The following is a 25,716-nucleotide window of genomic DNA, read 5'->3' as shown; positions in this document are numbered from 1 at the left end:
CAACAGGATGAAACAAGGTTATCTGTCGGAATTTTTCTCCGGTGTTGCCATCAAGTCTCTGAGTGCCGTTGAAGCTGACACGGCGCGAAGCAATCAACACGAGTTTAACGGTGTTGCGGACCTAATTCGGTTGTTTGGACGCGCGGAGACGAAGCAGATTTACAAAACTCGTTTCATCTACCTAAATGATGGGGACGATGAGCCAGTAGTCGACGACGCAACTCTGACCTGGTATGATGCGCGCGAAAAGCATCCCACCCGTTCCGAACATCGCCTTTACTTTCCCACCACTCGGGTGTCGCTATGCGCTGCAGAAGGCGACCTGCTTGTAATCGGCAGACGGCAGGACGATTCTGTACTTGTCATCATTGCCCAAGGCGGCTCCACTATTGCGAACCAGGTTCAGTGGCTGTTCAGCGTCACGCCTGCTCAACATCATGGCTTCTCTGTCCGCGAGGAGTTAGAAACCGAGCAGGACCGGGTACAGTTCGCCTCAACTTTTATCCTTGAACAGATTGGAATTGTTGTCGAGACGACGGAAGAGAACTACCTCGACACAATGCTGCAGAAGTTTGGCCGTGCATTTCCGATTACGAGGGACTTTTCTGCCTACGCGCGCTCAACACTGAAGGACATCAATGCGGTCGAGGATCCCGATGGTGCACTGATGGCGTGGATGGAGCGCGAGGAGATACTTTTCCGAACCTTGGAGAAACACCTCCTTGCCGACCGACTCTCAAAAGGATTTGTAAACGACGTGGACGGATTTCTTGAGTTCTCACTTTCCGTCCAGAATAGACGGAAGAGCAGAGTTGGGCGTGCACTGGAAAATCATCTCGAGGTCGTTTTCTCGGTGAATGGTATCCGGTATGACCGCTCTGCAGTTACCGAGGGAAAGTCGCGGCCTGATTTCCTTTTTCCTGGGGCTGCGCAGTACCACGACGACTCGTTTAGCTCAGTCCACCTGACGATGCTCGGCGTTAAGACTACCTGCAAAGACCGGTGGAGACAGGTATTGTCGGAAGCGCGGAGGATTGACCGAAAACACCTCCTCACTCTGGAAGCAGCAATCAGCCATTTTCAGACCGATGAGATGATCGCAAACAATCTTCAAATAGTTGTCCCACGGATTCTGCATGCTACCTATTCCCCACAGCAGGCTGCAGTCATACTCGATGTCGCTGCATTTACCAGAATCGTGAAGGACCGCCAAGCAGGAACTCGGGCATAAAAACATGTCAGGTAAAAAGAAATTTGTAAATCTCGATGCGATGATCCCCAGAGCAGACTTCGCTCTCATTGAATCCACAGATCTTCATTCGACAGCGCAGATTCAGACGCTCTCGTTGAGGGATTTTCAGCCAGATTCGCCTCTTCTGCCTAATCTACGCAAGCCAGACTTTCAGAGAGAGACAAACCACTGGACACCAGTTCAGGTTGTTTCCTTAATCAGAAGTTTCTTTGAAGGTGATCTCATTCCGTCTGTAATTCTTTGGTCTTCGACATCTTCTGTGTTCGTCATTGATGGCGGACACCGGCTTAGCGCGTTGCGGGCATGGATTCTAAATGACTTTGGCGATGGACCTCTCTCGCAGCAGTTCTTTGGGTATCAGATCACAGAAGACCAGAAAAAGGCGGCGGCGGAGACTCGTCGCTTGGCTGAAAAGGAGATCGGTTCTTGGCAGCATTGGTCTGCCAAAAACCAACAGCCGGGCCTCCCGGAGGAAGAACGTAAGAGGGTCAAGGACCTGAGCACCAGAGCGCTTCAGGTTCAGTGGGTCTGGGGCGACGCAGACAAGGCAGAGTCGTCTTTTTTCAAAATCAACAAGCAGGGGACACCCCTTGACGATGTTGAGACTCTCCTAATCAGCAACAGGAAGAAGCCCTGTGCCATTGCTGCTCGTTCCATAATCCGTGCAGGAATGGGACATAAATACTGGTCCAGTTTCCCTGGAGATGCACGGATCAAGATCGAGCAAAAATCGAGGGAACTTTTCCGAATTTTGTTCGAGCCAGAGGTAAACACACCCATAAAGACACTGGATTTGCCATTGGGGGGCGGTGTCGGTGTTCGTGCGGCACTCGCACTGCTCATTGACTTCGTTCTTCTGGCGAGTCGAAATCAGCAGGGCCAGCCTGTGTCCGTAGGAGATCAACCGGACGATCTGACTGGAGACGAGACAGTTCATGTGCTGGAAAAGTCTCTGTATTTAGCCCAGCGAATTACCGGAAATGACAAGGGAAGCCTTGGGCTCCATCCAGCGGTCTATTTCTATGGCCCCTCCGGGCGGCACACGGCTCCGCTGTTCATGGGCATGGCGACACTAATCGCCCGGAAGCTAACTGACAATGATCCAAAATTCTTTCCGAAATTTACCAATTGCAGGAAGAAGCTTGAAGATGGTCTTGTGGAACACAAGCAACTGATTGCAGCAATCATTCAGCAGACTCGAAGCGCCAAAAGGTACGACACAGTCGCAAATTTGTTCAAATACCTCATCGAGTCTTACGCAAACGGAATCAACCCCAGCGAGCAGGACCTCATTGAGCAAGCTGGTGTCACTGGCAAGGTGATTGTTGGTATCGAAGAAGGAAAGACCGCTAAGTTTTCAGAAGAAACGAAGAGCGCGGTATTTCTTCGCGAGGCTTTAGCAAATGCTTTGCGTTGTCCTATTTGCGGAGGCTATCTTGACCCGAACAAATCAGTCTCTTACGACCACAAGACCCCGGTTCGGGAAGGTGGTGTGGGAACGGGCGGCAACTGTCAACTGACGCACCCTTACTGCAATCAATCGGTAAAACAATGACTGATGTACATTCGCGCGCACAGCGCAGTCGGAACATGGCTGCGATTCGTGCAAAGAATACTAAGCCCGAAGTGCGCGTCCGTTCGATACTCCACTCGATGGGATACCGGTTTTCTCTTCATAGAAGAGATCTTCCGGGTAAACCGGACATCGTTCTGCCCAAGTACCAGACCGTTGTATTCGTGCACGGCTGTTTCTGGCACTGCCACAATTGCCGATACGGTACCGTCAAACCTGCTACTCGTGCCAATTTCTGGCGCCTAAAAAGAGGCGGGAACGTAGCTCGCGACAAGCGGAATGAAGCTGCACTGATCTCAAAAGGGTGGAAAGTAATGGTTGTCTGGGAATGTGAGACCCGCAGTTCGGAGGATATCGCGAGTCTTCTTCGTCGCCGCGGCCTTCCACCGAGGACCTAATCTGGCGAATGTGATGTCTGTCGGTCGTTTCAAGTTCCGGCGCTTGCCATTCAAGCAAATTCTTTGTGAGTTTCTTCCCTGGAACGCGAAGAGGCCATCTTCCAGTCCATCTGTTCATACAGTATTTGGGGATGATAGCAATAAACGTCGCCGCATTTCCAAGGGCACTTGTTATGGGGGAGGAACTAATGTTTGAAGTCACCGGACATCATGTTGCCAAACTAACAGACGGAGACCTCCGTAACTTGGTTGCGCTGCTCTGTCAGGCGGAACTGCGTCGAAGAAACCTGCCCGTTACGTCGGTGACGTACGGAGGCGATCAAGATGCAGCTGATGGTGGGATCGACGTTCGAGTGATGTTGGACGCTTCTTCTACTTTGTTTCCGCCGATTCCACGATCTTCAACAGGATACCAAGTCAAAGCTGAAACCATGTCCCGATCTCGAATTCTCGCCGAGATGAGGCCAAAGGGGGTACTCCGCGATGTCATTCGTAAACTCGCGTTAAGCGCGGGTGCATACATCATCGCGAGTTCAAAAGACTCAGCAACGGACCTTTCTTTAGGAAACCGTTTGAAGGCGATGCGCGAAGCCGTTGCTGACCTTCCAAACGCATCCTCATTGCATCTCGACTTCTTTGACCGTACGCGCTTAGCGACATGGGTTCGGGATCACGCTGGGATGGTGATCTGGGTTCGGGCGAAAATCGGTGAACCGATTAGAGGCTGGCATCCCTACGAGTCATGGACGCTGACCCCTGATACGGTTGACAAGTTTCTGATTGACGAAGCGTTGCGTTTTAAAACACCGGACTCGAGCGGCGAGTCGCTACTAACCGTGTCTGACGGGTTTGCCAAGATTCGCGCAACGCTGTCACAAGCACGAGGAGTGGTCCGGTTCGTTGGGCTATCAGGCGTGGGGAAAACACGTCTGGCGCAGGCTCTCTTCGAGAGCGACATTGCCGGAGATGTGCTCGATCAATCAACGGCTGTGTATACAAATCTTGGAGATGCACCTGATCCAACTCCAATTGCAATGGCAACCGAACTCGTTGCCCTCGGTCAGCGCGCGATTCTCGTAGTCGATAATTGCCCTGCCGACCTCCACGCCAGCCTTTCTGACATATGTCGCAGACCTTCAAGTTCGGTGAGCCTTCTTACAATTGAATACGACATTCGCGACGATCAGCCCGAGGGAACGGAAATCTTTGAAATTCAGCCCTCTTCCCAAGAATTGATTCAAACATTGCTGCAAAAAAGATATCCACAATTATCCAAGGTCGATGCTCAACGTGCGGCGGAGTTCTCGGGAGGCAATGCTCGGGTTGCCATTGCGATCGCGGGGACAGCAGAGAAGAAGGATTCAATTGCGGAGTTGAATGATGACGTATTGTTCCGGCGCCTGTTCGAGCAGAGGAAGGGTGCGGATGACAGTTTGCTTCTGAGCGCCCATGTGTGTTCGCTCGTGTACTCGTTCAACGTGGAAGACGAATTCAACGGCGAAGCAGCGGAACTTCGCGTGCTTGGGCAAATCGTCGAGCGGAGCTTCGATCTTCTATACCGTGACGTTGAGTTGCTGCGAAAACGCGATCTCGTACAAAAGCGGAGTATATGGAGAGCCATTCTTCCGCATGCCATTGCCAACCGGCTCGCAAAGTCCGCACTCGAAGAAATTCCGCCGTACAAGATAGACAGATTCGTGAACGTCGCACCCCCACGCATGCTGGTCTCGTTGTCGAGACGGCTTGGATACCTGCACGACAGCGAACAAGTTAAGGAACGGGTAAGAACATGGTTAGCTGATGGGGGACTTCTAAACAATCTGAGTACGTTTGGCCCCGACCAGGTATCAATGTTCAAGAATGTCGCACCGGTCGCGCCTGAGCTTGTGCTATCGGCAATAGAGCGTTCGATTGGAGCGATCACAGATGATCGTATCGCTGAAATCTGCACACCCTTCAAGGAGCTTCTGTGGTCGCTAGCATACGAATCGAAGTACTTTGAACGATGTGTCGAAGTTCTTGTTCGTATGACTCTTAGCAGTCGAAGAAACCTGAGTTATCGTAACCGCGAGGATGCAATCTCTGGCCTCTTTCCGATCTACTTGTCTGGAACACATGCAACGCTTGCGCAGCGAATCAATGTCGTTGAGAAGCTTTTGGTTCATTCGGACGTCCACAGAAGGGACATTGGCATAGCCGCACTGGACGCGTTGCTTCAGACGGGACACTTCATTTCCTCCCACAATTTTGAGTTCGGAGCTCGCTCGCGCGATTTTGGCTACTTTCCGAAAACCAACGCAGAAGTACTCGATTGGTACAAATCCGTGTTGCAGCTGTGTGTTCGGATTGAGAGCACTCATTCAGCGGTTGTCCCTAACCTCCGCAAGACGCTTGCGGAGAAGCTACCGAGCTTATGGAACAGCACGGACCTTTCAGATGAGATATCTGACGCCTGTCTCCGTATTGCAAGCCGCAAGTTTTGGCCTGAAGGCTGGCTCGCAGTTTGCTCAATTCGACGTTGGCAGAAAAAGGAGTATACCGATCAAGAGAATCAGAAGATCGCACGTCTAGAAGCCTCTCTTCGTCCCGTTTCTTTGTTCGATCGTACTGAAGCATTTCTCAAGCGAAATGCCGGAAGCGGATACTGGAACTTCATAGATGAAATAGACGATGAGACCGACTACAACGCTCAGATCCAAAAGACGGAGGCTGCGGCATATGGACTTGGTAAAGAGATTGCCGCCGATAAGAATTTACTGCCCGATGTGGCACGGATTCTCGTTTCTACTCCGTCGCAAATGGTGTTCTTTAGCCTGACCAGGGGAATCATTGAGGCCAGCGAAGATCCGCAGAACATCTGGGATATCTTTTTGTCGGCATTCAATCAAACACCTGCTGAACAGAGACAGGTGGAGCTTCTAGGAAATCTGCTTCTACACATACGGGGACGCGACAAGCGATTTGCAAGCAAGGTTCTCGATGCCGCGGTTGACGATTCCGTACTCGCGGAATGGTTTCCTGTTTTGCAATCGAGGAGTGGCCTGGACAGCAAAGGTCTTGCCAGAATCAAGAAGTCTTTGAGAGCCGGTACCGCCCCCATTGGCCGGTATCTGGCTTTGAGCACCAGCCCGATTTCGATCGCCCCTCGGGACGTTCGAAGCATCGCGGCGGCTATACGCAAGAGAAAAGAGGGGTTTGGTGTAGCTCTGCAGACTATCTGGATGCTTGTTGCACGAGCAAAACAGGACAAGACGACAATCCCGAACGAGGCAATTGAAGCTTGCCGAGACTTACTCAATCAAGTCGACTGGAACTCGAGCGATCACATGTTCGACTACCACCTTGCTGATCTGTCAGAGGTGTGTTTGGACGGTGATGAAGGCGCAACATTGGCGCGCAAAATATGCGCGAGCTTCAACGCGGCATCGCGGAAACATCAGGCAGGCACTTATAACCATGAGCGCCTGTTTAGCACTTTGCTCGCAATTCAACCGCTCGCTACGCTCGACGGACTCCTGCTAACAAAGAAGGTCACTGCGTCGCGTCTGATCCGTAACCGCTTTGATGAGTCGAATGGCACCATTCTTGAGAATGCTCCTCAAGCCACCCTCTTGGCATGGTGCAACGTTGACCCAGGCACACGGTTCCCGTTATTGGCGGCGGCAATCACACCGTTTCGAGGGGCCGATGAACTTGGCAAGAGGTCATGGACAGCGTTGGCCATGTCTCTCTTGGATCATGCTCCGGACAAAGTTCAAGTATTGAGAGAATACGTCGCTAAGTTCGTTCCTATGAGCTGGAGCGGATCACGGTGGGCCATCATTGAAACGAATCTCCGACTCTTGGACGATTTGAAGTCCAACTTTGAGGGTTCAGTTCATGATTTCATTCTCATGCAAAGAGAGCGGCTCCTTCGCGAGATTGAATTCGATAAAGAATGGGAACTATCGCGTTCGCGGGCAAAGGATGAGCGGTTTGAGTGATTGATGGCGATCTCGATTCTTCAGGCAGATCGTTTCATCTTGGCGTTGAAGTTCACCGGCACTACTACCGATAAACGACAAGTGACAGATAGGACCGTACTAACGACGGAGTGCCGGATCTCATTACCCATCCGGCACCCAACGTTAGCCGGAATCTCGGTTGTTGAATCTTATTGGTTTTCGGATTGCTTCCTTGCAAGGGTTGGGGCAGAATGATCGCGGGTTTCCGCATCTGGTGGTTGCGACCCACCAGTTTCACCTTCCGTACTGTTTTGAATGCGGCCTGTTGCAGCCAGGCCGCATTTTCTGTTTCAGGGCCTCTGTCACGGCGAGCGAATCTCCGTTCCGTGGAAGGTTTCCTTGCTGCTCCTACAGCGCGTGAAGGACTCGGGCCCAAAGAGACCCGGCAATCATTGGCTTAAGTCTCGGGCGGCAAAAACTGCACACCGAACTTGAACTCGGCGGTCGGAATAGCGGGACCACAGGTTTAGAGAGCCTTAGGTCTAAGCCACTACTCTGGTACACATACACCGGAGTGGCCTCGGGGTAGCCAGCAGTTCGCCTGTTTTGGACACGACTGGTTGATCGCCTCGTTTTGTCTGCGCCACCAGTAGCGATTAGCCTTTTCCGCGGCGGCCGACGGTTCGACGCCGGCCGAATATTCTCTTTCAAAGTCGAAGCGCCAACACCTTTGCCATTCATCAAGCGGCATATTTATGGCGCTGAGCGCCAAACGAACTTCGTCAATCCAAGATGCATAAGGAATAATCATTTCAATTTCCAATCTGAAGTATATCGAACGATGTTTGATTCGGAGTGTCGGGCGCACATCGAGGTTCCAGGAGAATCGCTCGGTGAGTGGAGAGGGCGAGCGTTGCACGTCATATGCGCAACAGCGTCGTGCTTTTCTACTGATACGAGGAGCCGTGACAGACCTCACAGTTCGTCGGTTGTACCCTTTGCTACGATTGACTCCCCCAAAAGCCTTGTTCAGAGCGTGATTTGGAGCATCTGTCTTCACTGTGCTCGATTTCAACAGCAACTGGCGACCCAAGGTGAAGAAGGTTGAACGTGCGGAGCGACAATGGCGGAAAACGAGATCGCGGTTAGTGCTGAAGTCGAACAATTGCTGAACGATGCCAACCGGTTGATCGGAAACAAGGCGTATAACAGCGCGGCAGCTCTTTTTGAAAAGGCACTTGTGCTGTTCCCGGAGTACGCACGCTTATGGGAACGACTCGGCACTTGCTACATGGAGAGCGGCAAGGTGCAGCAGGCAGAGGCCTGTTTCAAGCAAGCAGCCGCTACCAATCCGAACGACTTTCTTACTGCCTTCTATTGGGGTGTATTGAATTTGGATAAAAGGGACTGGCCTACGGCGGAGGAGAAGTTTAAGCGTGCAACAGAGCTGCACCCCGTCGATACGATGGCGTGGTTCAATCTGGCCAGCGCGCGTGCTCAGCAGAAAAAGCGGGAGTGGAGAGTCGCGGCGCTTCAGGTTCTTAAGATCGACCCCACGTTTCCATTGCCAGAGAGCTGGCAAAAGTCTCTTAAGGGATCTCGATAATGGCATTTCAAAGTTTTCGAGCTGACATTGGAGAGTTCAACTTAAATCTTCACGAGACCGAAATCGCAGAGGCGAAGCTGGTCGTCAGGAGACGGATTCTCGAGTGCTTCCGATTCGGCGTGAGCGTCCTAAAGATTGTTTATGGCACCCCGGACGATTTCGAGCACAGCATAGCAAAGGCTGTTCATCGAATTGTGAGGGATCACGAACTCGTTGTTCGTGAAATGCTCCCAAGCTACGTGTTTTCGGACGTAGAACCAAGAAAACTAGACCCCGCCCTCCGAGTCTATCTGCGGCCGAACCCGAGTCCAGACCCAATTACGAGTGATACTTTGTTCTCTCCTTTCAACCCGCGACATGAGCGAGATATTGCTAAGAAACTGCGCTGCAAAACACCGTATATGCCGCTGAGGACTTCCTTTGCGCCAGCCTGGGCTGCGAAAGCGATAGGGCATGGCTGCACAGCTGAAATGGTCGCAGCAATTCTGCAGCAGCAACGACGCTCTGATGTCTTGAATGCTGCTGGGGAAGTGACTTGGGACGGAGTTGTATTAGCTGCGAGTCTTCACGCCGAGAATCGTAAAGCGAAGAAGGGCCGTGTCTCTGTTTCGGCTCCTCCCATAACTGAATCGGTACGGCAGCCAGAGTCCCTACCCCTAAAGGCCTCAACGGGCCCCTCTGAGTTGCTTTCGCAAGCGAAATGCGTAGCCAGTGAGAGTGACTATGAGGCCGCGGAAACTCTCCTTCTGCGGACAATCAATCATGAAGAAAGCGAAGGAGCGATAAGAGAAGAAGCATACCTTGAACTTGGGAAAGTGTACCTCGCCCAGGACAAACCTGAGGCGGAAGGGAAGTTCAAAATCGCACTCCAATTGGCTACCGAACGTTTGGGCAAGGGTGCCCATTTGCGTCCGGTATTGGAACTATTGTCCCAGTATTACCTGAAGACAAGCGACTACGATACCCTCTTCAGGTTGGCGGAGCAGAATGCAAAAGCTGTCGAGGAACTAGAACAACCCGAAAGTCTGGATCGGCTCTTTTTGCACGCACTTGTTCAGTTTTCTGCCGGAAGGTACTCCGATTCATTAACGACTCTGAAAGTATTCAGTTATCGGGCAGGTAATTCACAAATCGATCCAAGTCTTGATGCCCGCCGCTTTGATCTGCTTGGAATGAACTATTCGAGTTTGTACCAGCTTTCGCTTGCGGAACTTGCCTTCAAGTGTGCATTGGATTGTTGCGCTCGGGCGAGGACTGATTGCGAGGAAATTCTCCCAAGAATATTCATGCATCAGGGAGTTCTGTACCGTCGTATCGGGCGATATTGGGACGCACTAGATTCATATCGGGAGAGCATCGCCTTGCTCAAGAGGGCGCACGTCACAGAATCGATATTTTACGGCGATCTGCAATCGAGTATGGGAGTAGCGTATCGAGCCGTTGGCAAACTGGAAGACGCCGCCAAGTGCTTCGAAGTAGCAGTTGAACTCTACAAGCGACTTCATCAGGAAAGCACACCTGAATTTGCGAGTATCCTTAACAATTATGGTGTCTTGGAAATGCAGCAGGCCCACCATGAAAAAGCGGAGTCACTTTTTGACGCTGCTAAAGAGATTCTCGAGTTAAAGAGTAGCTCCAATTGCGATGCGCTCGTGACCCTTCAGATGCACCGCGCAACTCTTTATCACATGAAAGGCGAGTTCGATCTAGCCCAAATTGCCTTTGAAGAAGCGATCGAGAAGGCGATTAAGGGGCTTGGACCGAATTCGGTGAGGGTAGCCACAGCGAAGTGTGGGCTCGCCGACCAACATTTCAACCGCGGAAACGGGGAACTCGCTGTCACGTTGTACAAAGAGGCCCTGAATGTATTTGAGTCCAGTGAAGGAACTGATTCCACCCACTTCAAAGAGACCTCCGCGAAAATGCAGTGCTGTGTCGGTGCACTTCGGCCCGCACTCCAGGATTGCGAATCTGCCTCCCACGATGCTGTAGAAAGAGACACAAGCGCCGACAGAACCGTGCAGAACATAGCCGAACGAGCGCTGGCAAACTCATTCGGCGGAAGAAATCGAAAATCATTGGATGTTTTTGCCGCGCTTCGAAGTCGGCAGGTTGCAAAAGCCTTCAAACTCGCAGAAGAAGGGAACCTTGAAGATTCCGTAGATGAATTCGAAGATGCGGAACTGGATCAAGTAATTAGTGCTTACGATTATCGAGACTACGCCATCCTAATGTTCGAAAAGGAGTACTACTCTCGCGCCTACTTCTACTTTAGAGAAGCACTATCAAGAGATTCAACGATAACGCTTCATTTGGAAATCGCAACGTTTATGAAGGAATTCCTGGAGAACGCGATTGACCGCTCCGGCAGACCTCGACCAGATGGATTCAGGCGATTCTCCGAATTGCGTGAACGATACCTGCACTCTCGAGACATATAGGGTTTGACGAGTACCTGTCGAATGGAGATGAATGAGATACGTGGGGAGTTGTGTTAAGCCATAGGGGTTGGCAAAAAAATGGCACCCGCGCAGGCGGGTGCCGAGCGATTGGAGATTCAAACATGTACGTTGGGCCGGTTTAGGATTCGAAATAGAAGTCGTAATCGTAGGAGTAGTGCTTCGAGATTAATTGAGACGTATGTCGTCCGGTGAGTGATCTTTCGTCATCAGACGAATCCGGTAGACCATCCGTTGATTCATACTTGAACCGGTCCTCCTTTTGGTCGTGTGGATTGTCAAAAGGGTCGCGGGCTCGATGTTTTGCACTAGTCACAGTTGTCGCCTCCTTTCATTGTCTTGTGGTGCCTACCTGGAACGTGCCCGACATGCCAGTGATCGCCGAACCTGCACTTGTAGCTGTGGAGGTTTTGTGCTCCTTGGCGGATTAGTCCAATGACCTGGGCGACCGCTTCTGCTTGTGTTCGGAATGGCTTCTTGCTGAGACATTCTTTTCTTCTCAATCTTCGTTTACTAGATATATGCACCTCCTGAATCAGACGTGCTTCGTACGCGGTGTGCTTCTGCAGATACCCCCGAGTCTCGATCCTGCTCCTGGACAAAAACCGCAATCAGTCGTGGAACTACCCAATCAGTAACTAATCTCCTCAAAGCATCATCAGTCTCGGAAGGGGCCTCGGAAGCTGGACCATTTGCTTGTAGAGTTGGGGCGTCGTCTAACAGAGTTGAGTCGGGAGCGTTTTGGTGTTCATGTTGTGTGCACAATTGTTCCTCCATGCATTGAACGAATTCGCAAAAATAGTTCACTGAGCGCGGACGCAAACTAAGATCCGGCTTGGATGGCTGAGATGGGGCACGCAGAATTTAAGACTTCCGCCTCAGAGGCGCATAGGACCTAAGATCCGGCGGCGTTAGGCATCCAGTATCACCACCGATGGATGCTGATGTGCCAAGGGCGTCCCGCTGAATGAGAGGGACGCCCAAGTCGATTGCAATCAGAAAGCAGTCGGAACGGTCTGGAAGGGGATAGCTCGGTACCCTAGAAACGGGCATGAGCGGCGTGAGGTCCGGAACTCACCCGGATCATGATCTATCTGATTCCTAGCGACGGTACTTTCGCCCATCACTCGTTCTTCCGGTACTTCATGGCCAGAAGTACGTGCTGTAGTGTTCCCACAGAAATTCGAAGTTGTCGTGCAATCTCTTTTTGGGTTAGTCCCAATCTCTGCAGTCGGCTGACTTCAACGACCGGGCAACGAGGATGATTTAGGAAGTCGACGTAACGTCGCCGCCTGCCCGAGCCGAGAGCATTGACGACCTTCCGAATTGTTCCTTGCGAGAGAGAAACCGAATCCGCGATGTACTTGAGGCTTTTTCCCTCGCCCAGGAGCTTCGCAACAATCTCCGATTGCACATGAGGGTGCTTCAAGTAGTTCACTCGTGAAGGGAAATGCATTCGTGCGCGCGGAGGGATTTTGTCCAGTCGCTCCCCAGTAGATGCCTCAATAGCCTTGACTACTTTTCTTATCACCTGTCTCTGAACACCGAGTTCGTGCGCAATTTCAGGGAACGTTTTATTTTGTTGGCGCAGAGCTCGAACGTCAGCAGGTGAGACTTTTGGGTGCTGCAAATAATTCAGTGGCTTCGGTTGTGGCCGGAGACCTAGGGTCTGAAGTACCTGTTTGACTATGTACTTTGACATGTTCAACTCTCGCGAAATTCCCGCCATTGTGTATCCAAGCTCAATGAGTCGACGGATCTCTTCAGCTTTATACGTGGAAGTATTGACGTAGTCTCGGCACCTTGTACGTGCTGGAACGACCAAATCTATTTCCATGCAAAACTCCTTGTAATGCTGTCTGTAGTCCGACCCGGTATCCGACAGCATTACATCTTTCTTTACTCTTGCTGACATGGACGGAAACCTCCTTCGATACGGCATTGGGGGTTACGACCACCCGAGCCAGCGGATAACTTGAGGGGTCCAACAAATCGTCGAAGAGCTTGCTGCGTGGATCTGCGATCGGATAACAGGAACTCGGACAGCCGACTCGTTTGCGAACGCACAAAATCCCGGCCTTGTTGCAGTGAGATCTCAGGGAGTGCTGGTGGGTTCAAAGAAAACAATTCCTGGCTCAGGATCGTCAACCGCGCTTCGATTCCGGCATATTCCTCCTTAAGACTCTCCGAAGGCCCGATTGCGCGAAGCGAGTCGATGATGTTCCTCCTTTCTGTTTCGAGTCGCTTCTTTTCGCGCAGCAGTGGTGCCGTTGTTCTTCGATCGTTCTTGTACTGCTCCTTGATGCGAGCAAACTGGGCGGCTAGATTCTTATGGAACTGCTCGACTGCATAGTCGATTAATTCAGGTTGGAGCAACTTGGTTGCGAGGTGATCTACGAGGCTTCGTTCCAACACAGACTCGAGAACGCTGACCCCGTTTTCACAACTCTTGTAGTATCGGAACTTCTTGCATTGAAGGATTCGATCACCATTACCGGCCTTACCAGTAACGACGAAAGAACCCTCGCACGACTTGCAGATCAACATTCCAGAAAATAATGGGACCTGAGCATCAGAGGAGCGCCGGCCCATTCCGCCTAGCTTCTTTAGCCCGAAGTTCTTGTGGCCGTTGATAACCGCTTGAACTCCCTCCCACTGCTCGATTGAGACGATAGCCAGATCGGGGAAGTGTCGTACCAGCCATTTGGATTCTTCGACGGGTCTGTTTTCAATCTTCCCCGAAACGGGATGGGGTACATTGGTTGTCTTTCCATAGCTCAGGTACCCGCAATAGAGCCGGTTGTGGAGGATGTGCGCTACGTTGTCCGGCGTCCAACGGCTCTTCGCAGAGCCTTTTCTGTAGGGGCGCGGGAGCTTCGCCTCGATGCAATCACGAGCAATCTGCATCAGGCTTCGCCCCTCCGTTGCCCAGCCGAAGATTGCCCGGACCGCCGCACCTTCCACGTCCTCGATGTAGAGTTTTACTCCCTTGATCGCGATCTTAGAAGCGGTGCTTCGTTTGGTCGGGTCCGGTACGGCAACTCCCTTATAGCCGTAGTATCTTCCTCCGTGAATCATCCCTTCGATGATTCGTCCTTTTTGTCCCTTGATGACGCCCTTCCTGAGTTTCTTCAAGAACTGCTCGTCGGTTCGGGCATACTGAATAATTAGTTCGGTGAAGTTAGGATCTCGCGAGTCGAGTTCTTGATTGACGAAATAGAGAAATATCTGGTGAAACTCGCAGATCTTACAAAAGGTGAGAACTTCAGCTAGATTCCGCCCGAGGCGGGAGGAGTCATCGAACACAAATCCGCGGTACGTCTTCACCCTGTCTCTTTCAACACGGGCTTTCAGCGCGATGATGCCTTCTCTTGTAGACATTAGTGCGCCTGAGACACCTGCATCCTTAAAAACGAGGGCCGGATCTACGATCCAGCCCTTTTCGTGAGCGGCATCGGTACATGTCCGCACTTGGTCATCGATGGATGCGTCTCGCTGCAATTCCTCGTTCGAGAAGCGGGCGTAAATACCAACGAAGATGGGTGAAGAATCGTCCCAAGCTGTGGTCATAGCTGCACCGCTGGGGATGACATAAGTCGTAAGCTGTTGAAAACATTTAGAAGTTCTGGAGATGGCGAAATGCAAAGAGTTCTATATGAGGTGAGTGCGGAGAGCCATTCTTTGTATAAGTTACCAGCCTTATCCGAAATTGAATGTCCAGCAATATTCAGCAAAACCCCAGAGATTTCTGCGCGCCCCAGTCGGGACGAACCACCACGGACTTACAGTGTCTGGCTCCTGACTGAATCGTCGCGCCAATCCCAGGCAATATCGCAGCCTCGACTTTGCGAGCCAGCATCTCACGCCCGCGGCGAAAGTAGTTTTGCCTGGCCTTCGTTGTACCGCCACACGCAAGGCCGTTTGACGAAATCCTGATGTGCCCTGAATCAGCTTCTCGTGCGAGGCCGGGGTCGAGTCCAGTAGACCGTTTAGGCTCGCCTGCCTTACGAGGCATCGCGCGGGTCGAACCTTCGCGAGAGGAATACGCGTATGTCAGCCTGGGCCGGCGGCACCGACCCTCCAGTTTCCACGCAACCCCGAACGTCTGCTCAATTCCCGCGAAGTCGCCGAGTGGCTCGGCGTTTCGCTCGATTGGGTGCAGGCTCACACCACGCGAAGAAGCCCGCGCATTCCCGCAGTGCTGTTAGGCACTGGCCGCCACGAACGGCAGATGCTGCGATTTCGGCGTGGATGTCGAGAAGTTCATCCTCGATCACATGCAGGACTTTTCTTCGCTGCGCAAGCGAGCGTAAACACTTGATCCTGGCCGTTGGCGGAAGACCAGCAGGGCGTATTCTCTATGGCACGGCCCCAATATCAAAACGGTTGGCTGACCGAACACGGCAACCGAAGACACGCAACCCACCTTGATGTATACGGGAATGAAGCATTTATCTATACATGGCAGAACTTCGCAGGCATAATTCTGCTGCTTACCTCATGGTTATAACTGGCAACACTGATGCGTGCGGGCTTCGCAGTGTCCATTCTCGTCCTCTGTCTCTCTGCATGCGGCCAGCGGCGGCCACCCCAGGTAATACTTGAAATTCCTCAAAAGCCGGTCGTCGCTGATGGGCAATCGCGCATGTGGCTGCGGCTGAGAACGCAGGATGGGCGTTCACTCAACCCTAAGGACATTTCTATACGTGTGGTGGAGTCCGACGGGCGCGGCCGCGTTGAAAGAGTTGTGCTGGAGAAGTCGCAGGAGCAGCTTCTGGTCGAAGTGATTGCCGGAGTGAATCCGGGACAGATGACGCTCGATATGCGCGGCGAGAGCATACGGGAGTCGCGCGTACGCGTTGATAGCGTGCTTGCGACCGGGGACTACTTCCGCGACGGGACGCCGGATTTCCTGCGGCTTTCCATGCCTCAGGATCGTGCGGCTTTCCGGCACTGGTTCACGGTTCTAGCAGAGCGCCAGGCCATCTCCAACGCCACGATCCCGACCGAGATCAATGATTGTGCAGCGTTGTTGCGATATGCGTATCGAGAGGCAATGCGACGACATGATTCGACCTGGGCGTCAGATTCAAACCTGGGACAGTTGCCAGCGGGTCCAGATATCGCGAAGTACACGTATCCTTACACGCCGTTGGGACCGCGGCTGTTTCGGACGAAGGAAGGCGAGTTCAATCCCGCTGACATCGCGGACGGGACGTTTGCGGAGTTTTCCGACGCAAAGACACTTATCACCTCGAATACGCATTTCCTGACGCGGGACGTTCGGCTGGCGCAACCGGGAGACCTTCTTTTCTTCCGGCAGTTCGAACAGAGTTCACCGTTTCACTCCATGATCTTCGTCGGTCGCAGCCATTTTGGAGACGGCGGCGATTGGGTCGTCTACCACACCGGGCCAATTGGCAAGCGGCAGGGAGAAATGCGCCGAGTGCGCATGCAGGCTTTGCTTGCGCATCCCGATGCGCGCTGGCGCCCGGAGATCAGCAACCCGAAGTTCCTTGGTGTCTACCGCTGGAACATCCTGCGAGAGGCCAAATGATCCGCAAATCGACGTATTCTTGCGTCCTACTGTTCGTGCTGTTTGCTTCACTAGCTGCCGTTGCGCAATCGACGGAAGTGTATTTCTCCCTTTCCAGTGATCGTACGTACAGGCCGGACCAGAAGCCGAAGGTGAACCTCTACGCGCATAACGTCGATTACCTCGAGTTCCGCGTGTACAGGGTGCAGGACCCCGCGGCATTCTTCACTAAGCTCGATGACCTGCATGAATTTGGCGTGCGGCACTACTCGCCCAGGGAGCAGGTGGACCAGCGCACGTGGCTGGAGAAGTTCCACGACTGGAAGATAAGTTGGTGGCGCTGGATCCGCGACTTCTTCCGCGGGCAATACTCGGGGGAATCGCGGGCAAAGATCCGCGACTGGCACTCAGGCAAGGCGAAACGTAGTGCCACCCGTGGAGCCGTGGGATTTGCTGACGTTCCGCTGCTGAACTCTCAACAGCTGGTGGCAAGGTGGAAGATGGAACTGCCGCCGAAGTACGTCAGTGAATCTTCCGAACTTCCCATCGAGAACCTCAAGCCCGGGCTTTATGTAGTGGAGGCAACTGACGGCACATACCGGGCATTCACGGTGCTTGTAGTTTCCGAGATGGCACTGGTTACTAAGACAGCGCCGGGGCAGATCGTCGCCTTCACTGTGGAGCGAAAGACAGGCAGGCCGGCAGGAAATGTCAGAATCACAGTCTGGAACAAACACCAGCAGTTAGCGGCCTTTTCAACCGGCACTGATGGGATGGGAGAGGCTCCAATCGAGCTCAAGAACGCACCGAACGGCGATGAAGATTTCGGGGATTCGGAGAGTGGTTATGGCTCGAACTGGGTGTTGGCGCAGCATGGCGAGGACGTCGCTATTGTGGCGCCGTACTCGCTAAACCTGAGCAGCAACCCGCGTGAAGACTGGGCAGGTTACGCGTACACCGACAGGCCGGTCTATCGGCCCGGACACACGGTGCACTTCAAGGCCATCCTGCGGAAGCGCACCGGTGAGAGATTGCTACTGCCGACGGAACGCCAGGCCGAAGTGACGGTCGAGGACTCCGCAAATAACACGGTGCTTAAGAAGACGTACCCGCTATCCACGTTCGGCAGCCTGAATGGCTCGCTGGAAATTCCTCAGAGCGCTCCGTTGGGCTACTACACGATCTCGGTCGTAGTGGGCGAGAGCCGTATCGGCAGCAGTTTCGAGATACAGGAGTACAAGAAGCCCGAGTACTTCGTGAAGGTCACGCCGGAGCGAAACCGAGTACTGCAAGGGGAAAACGTTAAAGCGACGATCGAGGCCCGGTACTACTTCGGCGAGCCGGTCACTAACGCGAAAGTGAAGTATGTCGTCCACACGCAGCGTGCGTGGTTCAGCGACGATGACGACTCGACTGACACGAGTGACGGTTCAGAAGACGCAGACCGCTACTTCTACGGAGAGCAGGTACTCGAACAGGAAGGCAAACTCGACGGAAACGGAAGGCTGGTTGTTACGATCCCGACATCCGTACAGGAGAAGCAAAAGGTCGACGTTGAATATCGGGTCGAGGCACGGGTGACGGATGCAGTCGGACGCGAAGTTGCGGGCCATAACGGCGTCCTCGCCACTTACGGAAGCTATCGGCTTAACAGTTCGACCGGCAGTTACATCTACAGGGTCGGCGAAAGCGTTCCCGTTGTCGTTCACGCGCAGGATTATGAAAAGCATGCCGTACAGGCAGACCTGAAAATCGCCCTTCTTCGCCATAAGTACGGCGAACAGGATGTGCAGATCTACAGCGGGACGGAGAAAACTGGTGCTGACGGATACGCGCGGTTCAACGTTCCGGCCTCGGAGAGCGGAAGCATGGTTCTTCGCGTCACGTCGAAGACCCCGGAAGGGAGAGAGGTTGAGGCTCAGAGCTGGATGTGGATTGTTGGAAAGGGCGAGTCGACTTATGGCGAAGAAGGCAACGAGCAGCAACTGCAGGTTCTCACGGACAAGAGCTCATACAAGGTGGGCGATGTCGCACGCATTGTCGTAATGGGCGGCGTCGAAAACGCAACCGTGTTCGTAACGACCGAAGGCCGGACTGTGATGACCCGGCGTATCGTGAAAGCGGACGGGCAGAATGCGACGTTTGAAGTTCCGATCACGGAACAATCGCAGCCTAATTTCTACGTGAGTGCTTTCGTGGTGGCTGACGACACGTTCTACAAGGGATCGAAGAACATAAAGGTTCCACCCGTTGAACGCACGCTCAAAATTGATGTGACGCCATCGAAACAGCAGTTCCAGCCGGGAGAACCTGCAGCTTACGACGTGCGCGTCACGGACAATTCAGGCACGCCTGTGAAGGCCGAGCTGAGCTTAGGCGTGGTCGATGACGCGATCTATGCCGTGCGGCCGGACAGTTCCGGAAACATCGTCAATGCCTTTTACGAGGAACGCTACGGCATCGTGCAAACAGAGCAGTCGTTCTCGTTCTACTTCCATGGCGAAGCAGGGAAGAAGCCGATCCCGATCGCGATGCGCGGGGTGCCCGGTGGACTCGCGCGCGGAGCGCTGGCGCAGGTAAAAGATCTTGTCCAGCCGAAGGTGCGAAAGGCATTTCCGGACACGGCATTCTGGGCGGCCGAGATTCGAACCGATGATAACGGCCGTGCGACTGCGCGACTCGCGTTTCCAGATTCTTTAACAACTTGGCGTACGACTGTCCGCGCGGTCACGATGGATACGAAGGCCGGTGCCGCGATTAACAAGGTTCTGGTCCGCAAGAACCTAATGGTACGACTGGCCGCGCCGCGCTTCTTCCGGCAGGGAGACGAGGTCACGGTATCGACCATCGTGCACAACTATCTCGCCTCCGCGAAGACCGTCAGGATATCCCTCGATGTGACAGGCGTGGACATGGTTGCTGGAACAACACAGCAGGTGGAAGTTCCGCAGCGGGGAGAGGTGAAGTTGGACTGGCGATTGAGAACCAAGCCGGGCCAGACATCGGCAAAACTGCTGGCAAAAGCGCTCACGAACGAGGAATCGGACGCGATGGAACTCACGCTGCCGGTGATTCCTTTTGGAGTCAAACAGGGAGTCGCCGCGGGCGGAACTCAGAGCGACGCGACGGGCTCGAGTTCAACCAACTTGAGCTTCCCCGCAGGAGTCGATCCGGGCTCGCGCTCAATCCAGCTAGAGGCCTCTCCGTCTTTGGCAGGCGCAATCTTCTCTAGCCTCGAGTACCTGACTTCATTCCCATATGGCTGCACGGAACAGACGATGTCGAGTTTCCTGCCCAATGTGGTAGTGGCGAGCACCCTAAAGGAGTTGAAGGTTCCGAGCCGTGTCGATCCCGCGCTGCTGGCTCGGCAGGTAGATGCCGGTTTCGAGCGTCTCTACGACTTCCAGCACGAGGACGGCGGCTGGGGGTGGTGGAAGGAAGACGACAGCATGCTGTTTATGACCGCATACGTCGTGTCTGGTATGGCACAGGCGCAATCTGCTGGATATTCGGTTCGGCCGGACGCTTTCCTGAATGGAAAGAATTATCTGAAGAAAGCGCTTGCCGAGCATCCGAACATGATTCCTGACCTCCGGGCTTATGTGGCCTACTCGCTGGCGCTGGCGGGCGAGCGAGACCACGAAGCACTGGACAAGTTATGGAATGAGCGCTCCAAATTGAGCAGCGAGGGCATCGCGATGGCCGGACTCGTCATGCACTTGAACGGCGACGACCGGGCGAATGAAGCAGCGAATACGCTGCGAAGCATGGTGAAAGCGGAAGGAGAAGGAGCCTACTGGGCTTCGTCGAAAGACGACCTTCTCGAGATCGACGTGGACAACAGCGCCGAAGCGACTGCATACGCCGTAAAACTGCTTAGCCAACTTTCTCCGCAGGATATGCTGTTGCCGAAGGCGGTCTTGTGGATGATGCGGCATCGCAACGAGGGCCACTGGTACTCCACCAAGCAGACCGCGATGGTGCTGTTCGGAATCACCGAGTACCTGAAGGTGAGCAAGGAACTCGACGCGTCGTTCAACGTCGAGATTCTCGTAAACGGAAAACAAGTGCTCGGCCGCCGCTTCACGCAGCAGGACGCGACGTCGGGTTTGGCGGCGACTGCGCTGGTCTCCCCCGCAGCTGTTGGAGAAAACAACAGGATAGAGGTGCGCAAGAACGGTAGCGGGAGCCTCTATTGGTCAGCGAGGGGCGTGTACTATTCGCGTGACAAATCGCTCAACAACAAGAACGGGCTGAAGCTCAGCATCGTCCGTGAGTACTTCAAGATGACCAGCGAGAAGTCCGGCGAGAAGATCGTCTACACTCTCGCGCCGCTCTCCGGCCCGGTTCAAACTGGTGACCTGCTCGCGATCAAGATCACGGTCACCGGTGACAAGTGGAAGTACCTGATGGTCGAGGACCCGATCCCGGCGGGGACGGAGTTTGTGGAGCGTGACGAGCTTTACGAACTGCGGCAGAAGCCGTCGTGGTGGAGGAACTGGTACAGCCGCCGCGAATTCCACGACGACCGGGCGGTGATGTTCCAGACCTGGTTCACGAACGGCGTACGGGAGTATTTCTACCTGGTGAAGGTCACCAATGCCGGCATGTTCCAGATCAGTCCGGCTTCGGTTCAGCCAATGTATCAACCTGACGTCTTGTCGACCACTGATCCGGCCGTAGTGGAGGTGAAGTGATGCGCGAACTGTTGCGATCTGCTGTTGCTCCACTTTCCAATTGGCGTCTGGACGCAATCCACCTTGTCGGCAACGCGCTGCTGATGGCCGCCGCGTCATTCTGGCTGCTCATTCCGGAGGCGCATGCATGGCAGTTGGCCTTCGCGTTGATCTCCGGACTGCTGATCGTCTTCGTCTTCGCCTGGCTGCACTGCGGCACGCTGGCACACGGCGTGACACCCATTCGCGATTCGATAAAGGACGATTTTCGTAGGGGACTGCGCCACATTCCGCTCTTCCTCGTGCTCTTCGCAGTGCTGCTGTTGTTGATGAATTATGCCCAGCAACTCTCCGACAATACTTGGCGGTACAGCGGCTACTGGTTCACGCTGCTGCCGAAATTCATGCAGAGTTGGATCGGCTTCGCGCGGTTCAATAGCTGGGTAGAATTCAAGCTTGCCGCGTTGACGTGGTTCGTGTTGCCGGCACTCTTCCTGCCGTTACTCTCGGCTGCGGCATCGTTCGGACTGCGACGGAGCGCCTTCGGCAATGCGCTGCGAACATACATACGCTGGAAGTACTGGGTAGGTATTGCGATCGCCGCCGCACTTGGTATCTGGTTACCGAGCATTCTAGTGAATTGGAAACCGATGCATGGGCTAACGAAAGAAACCGTGAGTTTTGTGACTCGCCTGTTCATCGCCTACGTACTGGCCGTGATGACCTGGATCATGGCCTCAGCGCTTGTCGGTAACTTCCTGCGCGACGCCGCCGGCGGGAATGTTGGAGGGAATGCCGCCAGCTAGCCAAGAAAGCAGTTTGCCCCGTCCGTACTGCCGATCCATTCGAGCAATGATCGCAAGTGCGGAGCCGTACGCCGCCTGGGTAGCTTTGTAGTCGCTGCGGCTTCGGAGAATCGATTCCATCTGCGCCGGCGAAAGCTCGGCGACGGCGGATTTCCGCTCGCCAGTGATCAGCATCACCAGTCCTTCGCGAAACCAGAGAGGTGTTTGCGGTGCGGCGTTCATCTCCAGCAGGAAGTGTGTGAATTCATGCCGCAGTACGCTCTCGAAGCGACGGTCCAGTACCTTGAATGCCTGCACGCGAACCTTGTTGCTCTTTGTGGCGGCAGCAACCCATCCGGGCTCGCCCGTGGCGTTACGAAACATTTCCACAGTCGGATAGGTATACACGCTCGGCCGTTTAGGCGAGTGGAGCCCAGTGTGCAATTCAGCCCAGGCAAAAGCACGTGCGGACATCTCCATCTCGTGAGCTGGGGGTTGTGCATCAACGGTGAAAACGTCAACGCCGGCCGAGGACGACTTCCGCCACGCGATTCCGCTGGCTGCGACTCCGATGGTCATGCCCGGATAGTAGAACGCAAGAATCTCGCGGTAGGTCTTTCCGGCGCGAGCCATCTCCGCCGCGCCAAGCTGGCACAACCCAACACCGTGTCCGGTGCCGCGACCGGTGAATATCACGCGATCATCAGCCACAGAGACGTCGTACCACTCGCTCTTCAGCCAACTCCATCCGTAAGCGCGACCAAGTGCGAACCTTACGCTGGACGCTGCGATCAGCCGCCCGTTTTCCGAATTGCCTGTGCCGAACAATAATGTCTTGGCACGGCCGGATGACGTTCGCTGCGCGACCGTGATGTGGTCCCAGTCTCTCGGAAGATTCATGCCGGCGTTCGTCAATGCGACGTTGATCTTGTTCCGCGAAATGTCCGAACGCCATCGCTGTGTTGTGCGCACGCAATAGGGATCGGTGACCGTCCTTGCCCGCGACGCTGTTGCACCCGGCCAAACTTCAGAGGCAGACTCGGTCCGGCCCCCACAATCCTTGTGATAGTACGCAGCGAACGCCCGGCCGCGGTCCCAAAGGATCTCGCCGCGTGTTTGTTCGACTGCCGCGGCTACCGCCGGAGACAATTTCGACTGAACGAACTGACAATGCGTGGTGTCGCAGAAATCAAATTGTCCCGCTTTGTGGCGGTCACGAAAATGGGTCGCGTAGCTGCGCGCGGCTACAGCTATTGCTCGAAGCGCTTCCTGCGGTAAAGTCCCGGAGGTCTCACCCTGCACCACCTCCGCCACGTACTCCTCAAGCGGCAAAGTGGTGACGAACACAAGCCGCCCGCCTCTGGAGCGAACTTCTACTGGGGTGACGATCGTGCGCGCAGGTGCAACGCCTGTTTCCATCCGGAGGCCACCGCGAAGCGACAGCACCTTCAAAGGTTTTGTGTCGGCGCCAATTGTGACCGCGTCCGCTTTGGCAGTAAGTTGCAGTGCACCTTTCCACGGCACCCAATCGCATCTCTCGCACGACCGCATGACTGTGTGTTCCAACGCGTGGACCGTCGCGTCTTTCATCCTGTATAGCGACATCAACTCCAACCTGACATCAGGTTGTTGCGCGAACCCTGCGATGGGTAGAAGCAGGATGAAAGTTATGACGAGCTGTCTCATTGCGCGGTGCCTTCCCAAGCCTTGAGGATGCGGCGCGCGACGTTCGCTGCTTCCACGCTGCCGCGCCCCCGTTCAACAAATACCACGACTACTACTTGCGGGCTGTCGGCAGGAGCAAAACCTGCGAACCACGCGTGCGTTACGGCACCTCCGGGGTCGGCCGCTGTCCCAGTCTTGCCGGCGATCTTGAGCGATCCTGGTCGCGCGCCTTGCGCCAACCCGTAATCGGTTGCCGCGGCAAGCCCATTCAACACCACGCGCTCTGATTCGGTGGGAGCTTTCTGCCGACGGGCAAGCCGCATGTATGCCGCCGCGAGTTCGAGGGGCGTAATTTCAATCCCCGCCGCACCGATCGCGAGCAACTGTCGCTCCTGTATGGTTCGAGCGGCCGGAACGTGCCCTTCGGCTTCTCCAGGTAAGAGGCCGGTCGTGCGATCGAAGCCGAGTCCCCGCAAGTATTGCTCGAATCTCAGCCGGGGCAGGCGCTTCGCGGCTTCCGCAAAGTATGAGTTGCATGAGAACGCCAGGGCTTCTTGCGCGTCGAACGCGCCGTGCGGCGCAGGATGTGAACAGTTCAATCGTATGCCGCTTATTGTCAGCGACCTGCGGCACGCTATCCGGTCTGTTCCTTTCAACAGTTTGTTATCGATCAGGAATTGGAGGGTGAACGGCTTCATGCTGGAACCCGGAGTCGCAACTCGGCGGGTTAACACGGGAATATTATGCGCCGCCAGGATCTGCGAGTCGCGTACCCGTATGACAACGGCTGCGCCCTTCTGATCACCAAAAGCCCTGCGTAACTCCGTGCTCAGTGAGGCGCGGCCCGTCGCTTCGCCTCCCCAACAAACTGCACTAAGCAAAGTGCATAACGTGAGAACTATCAGCTCAGAAGACCAGTGTTGAGCGCAGCGCATTGGAGTAAGCATGCCAAAGGCTAACTCGAATGACAAATTCCCGTTTCACCACAGTATGCACAGGCACAAATTACTTCCGGATTGCCGACTATTCTCCCAGTAGCGGTTATTGCCCTGTGATACTTTGGCGACCATGTCCATTACGTATCGCCACGTCGATTCGTTTGCGAACGAACCGTTTGGCTGGCCACTGGCCATGGACAAGAGGGAGTTGTTGTAGTGGAACCGTTGCGGATTCAGGTCGCGGATGAGGTGCTCGACGATCTGCGGGAACGATTGCACCATACGCGATGGCCCGACCAGATACCCGGCATAGGCTGGGAACAGGGCACTGAGCTGGGCTGGTTGCGGCGCCTCGTGTCCTACTGGGCCCATGAGTTCGACTGGCGTGCCTGGGAGCGGAAGCTCAACGCTCTCAACCACTTCACGTGGGAGGGCATCCACTTCGTGCACCAGCGTGCCGCATCGGGCCAGGGTGTGCCGCTCATCCTCACGCACGGCTGGCCCAGCAGTTTCCTCGACTATGTGGACATACTGCCAATGCTTGAGGACTTTGACGTGGTCGTGCCCTCCCTGCCCGGGTATGGTTTCTCGCCGCGTCCACCCGTGGTCGGCATCAACTACCGGTACATCTCGGAGCGCTGGCACCGGCTCATGACCGAGCTCGGGTATCCCCGCTATGGTGCGGGCGGCGGTGACTTCGGCTCCGGGGTGTCGACGTTCCTGGCGCTGGACCATCCCGAGTCGGTGATCGGGATCCATCTCACCACACTGGAGTCGGACCTCACCCCCAGGGTGGACGACGCGGAGCTGTCCGATATGGAGCGTTCGTACCTCGCGATGACCCGGGGCTGGGACACGACGGAGCGGGGCTACAGCGCGATCCA

The 25,716-nt window shown here is 54.5% G+C and carries 13 protein-coding genes and 1 pseudogene; 10 read left to right on the top strand and 4 right to left on the bottom strand.

Features of this window, described 5'->3' with window-relative positions:
• Nucleotides 1–7: 7 nt before the first annotated feature.
• The 4 genes from VN622_00740 (at nt 8) to VN622_00725 (ending at nt 7,206) form a co-directional block, all read left to right on the top strand.
• Entirely contained in the window at nt 8–1,231 is a 1,224-nt protein-coding gene (locus VN622_00740) for a type II restriction endonuclease (protein HWR34379.1), read from the top strand.
• Nucleotides 1,232–1,235: 4 nt separating this feature from the next.
• Nucleotides 1,236–2,807 carry a DUF262 domain-containing protein gene (locus VN622_00735; GenBank protein HWR34378.1) on the top strand — a complete coding sequence of 524 codons (1,572 nt, stop codon included), beginning with the start codon at nt 1,236–1,238 and terminating at the stop codon, nt 2,805–2,807.
• The gene (vsr, locus tag VN622_00730; protein HWR34377.1) at nt 2,804–3,223 is read left to right on the top strand and encodes a DNA mismatch endonuclease Vsr; all 420 of its coding nucleotides are present in this window, start codon (nt 2,804–2,806) and stop codon (nt 3,221–3,223) included. The genes VN622_00735 and vsr overlap by 4 nt, the downstream gene beginning before the upstream one ends.
• A gap of 188 nt (nt 3,224–3,411) precedes the next feature.
• Nucleotides 3,412–7,206 carry a hypothetical protein gene (locus VN622_00725; GenBank protein ID HWR34376.1) on the top strand — a complete coding sequence of 1,265 codons (3,795 nt, stop codon included), beginning with the start codon at nt 3,412–3,414 and terminating at the stop codon, nt 7,204–7,206.
• Nucleotides 7,207–7,717: 511 nt separating this feature from the next.
• Here VN622_00725 and VN622_00720 read toward each other — a convergent pair.
• Nucleotides 7,718–7,978, bottom strand: a complete 261-nt coding sequence (locus VN622_00720) for a hypothetical protein (GenBank protein ID HWR34375.1) — start codon at nt 7,976–7,978, stop codon at nt 7,718–7,720.
• 312 nt (nt 7,979–8,290) lie between these two features.
• On the opposite strand from VN622_00720, the gene VN622_00715 reads away from it, so the two are divergent.
• Both VN622_00715 and VN622_00710 read left to right on the top strand, forming a co-directional pair.
• The gene (locus tag VN622_00715; protein ID HWR34374.1) at nt 8,291–8,773 is read left to right on the top strand and encodes a tetratricopeptide repeat protein; all 483 of its coding nucleotides are present in this window, start codon (nt 8,291–8,293) and stop codon (nt 8,771–8,773) included.
• A complete protein-coding gene (locus VN622_00710) occupies nt 8,773–11,214 on the top strand; it encodes a tetratricopeptide repeat protein (GenBank protein ID HWR34373.1) in 2,442 nt (813 codons plus the stop codon). Before VN622_00715 ends, VN622_00710 begins: the two co-directional genes overlap by 1 nt.
• 1,917 nt (nt 11,215–13,131) lie before the next feature.
• Here VN622_00710 and VN622_00705 read toward each other — a convergent pair.
• Nucleotides 13,132–14,877 carry a recombinase family protein gene (locus VN622_00705; GenBank protein ID HWR34372.1) on the bottom strand — a complete coding sequence of 582 codons (1,746 nt, stop codon included), beginning with the start codon at nt 14,875–14,877 and terminating at the stop codon, nt 13,132–13,134.
• Nucleotides 14,878–15,772: 895 nt separating this feature from the next.
• Between VN622_00705 and VN622_00700 the strand changes: the two genes are divergently transcribed.
• The 3 genes from VN622_00700 to VN622_00690 are packed head-to-tail and all read left to right on the top strand — an operon-like array spanning nt 15,773 to nt 22,250.
• Nucleotides 15,773–16,789 (top strand): DUF1175 domain-containing protein, encoded by a 1,017-nt coding sequence (locus VN622_00700; protein HWR34371.1) that lies wholly within the window; start codon nt 15,773–15,775, stop codon nt 16,787–16,789.
• Nucleotides 16,786–21,465, top strand: a complete 4,680-nt coding sequence (locus tag VN622_00695; GenBank protein ID HWR34370.1) for an alpha-2-macroglobulin family protein — start codon at nt 16,786–16,788, stop codon at nt 21,463–21,465. Before VN622_00700 ends, VN622_00695 begins: the two co-directional genes overlap by 4 nt.
• Entirely contained in the window at nt 21,465–22,250 is a 786-nt protein-coding gene (locus VN622_00690) for a hypothetical protein (protein HWR34369.1), read from the top strand. The genes VN622_00695 and VN622_00690 overlap by 1 nt, the downstream gene beginning before the upstream one ends.
• Here VN622_00690 and VN622_00685 read toward each other — a convergent pair.
• Both VN622_00685 and VN622_00680 read right to left on the bottom strand, forming a co-directional pair.
• Nucleotides 22,182–23,915, bottom strand: a complete 1,734-nt coding sequence (locus VN622_00685; GenBank protein HWR34368.1) for a SpoIID/LytB domain-containing protein — start codon at nt 23,913–23,915, stop codon at nt 22,182–22,184. The two genes, VN622_00690 and VN622_00685, sit on opposite strands and share 69 nt — an antisense overlap.
• Nucleotides 23,912–24,829 (bottom strand): penicillin-binding transpeptidase domain-containing protein, encoded by a 918-nt coding sequence (locus tag VN622_00680; GenBank protein ID HWR34367.1) that lies wholly within the window; start codon nt 24,827–24,829, stop codon nt 23,912–23,914. Before VN622_00680 ends, VN622_00685 begins: the two co-directional genes overlap by 4 nt.
• 219 nt (nt 24,830–25,048) lie before the next feature.
• Between VN622_00680 and VN622_00675 the strand changes: the two are divergent.
• Nucleotides 25,049–25,543 (top strand): annotated as a pseudogene (locus tag VN622_00675) (epoxide hydrolase).
• Nucleotides 25,544–25,716: the final 173 nt, after the last annotated feature.

The sequence above is a fragment of the Clostridia bacterium genome, from assembly GCA_035561135.1.
Taxonomy (GTDB): Bacteria; Acidobacteriota; Terriglobia; order Terriglobales; family Acidobacteriaceae; genus DATMYA01.
The sequence above is the reverse complement of the archived record's forward strand: the minus strand, read 5'-3'. Positions and strand labels throughout refer to the sequence as shown.

What these genes read in the sequence shown, in the direction of transcription:
- VN622_00685 (HWR34368.1), bottom strand. Translation starts at nt 23,915, where the DNA reads ATGAGACAGCTCGTCATAACTTTCATCCTGCTTCTACCCATCGCAGGG.
- VN622_00695 (HWR34370.1), top strand. Translation starts at nt 16,786, where the DNA reads ATGATCCGCAAATCGACGTATTCTTGCGTCCTACTGTTCGTGCTGTTT.
- VN622_00725 (HWR34376.1), top strand. Translation starts at nt 3,412, where the DNA reads ATGTTTGAAGTCACCGGACATCATGTTGCCAAACTAACAGACGGAGAC.
- VN622_00710 (HWR34373.1), top strand. Translation starts at nt 8,773, where the DNA reads ATGGCATTTCAAAGTTTTCGAGCTGACATTGGAGAGTTCAACTTAAAT.
- VN622_00740 (HWR34379.1), top strand. Translation starts at nt 8, where the DNA reads ATGAAACAAGGTTATCTGTCGGAATTTTTCTCCGGTGTTGCCATCAAG.
- VN622_00690 (HWR34369.1), top strand. Translation starts at nt 21,465, where the DNA reads ATGCGCGAACTGTTGCGATCTGCTGTTGCTCCACTTTCCAATTGGCGT.
- vsr (HWR34377.1), top strand. Translation starts at nt 2,804, where the DNA reads ATGACTGATGTACATTCGCGCGCACAGCGCAGTCGGAACATGGCTGCG.
- VN622_00735 (HWR34378.1), top strand. Translation starts at nt 1,236, where the DNA reads ATGTCAGGTAAAAAGAAATTTGTAAATCTCGATGCGATGATCCCCAGA.
- VN622_00715 (HWR34374.1), top strand. Translation starts at nt 8,291, where the DNA reads ATGGCGGAAAACGAGATCGCGGTTAGTGCTGAAGTCGAACAATTGCTG.
- VN622_00720 (HWR34375.1), bottom strand. Translation starts at nt 7,978, where the DNA reads ATGATTATTCCTTATGCATCTTGGATTGACGAAGTTCGTTTGGCGCTC.
- VN622_00680 (HWR34367.1), bottom strand. Translation starts at nt 24,829, where the DNA reads ATGCGCTGCGCTCAACACTGGTCTTCTGAGCTGATAGTTCTCACGTTA.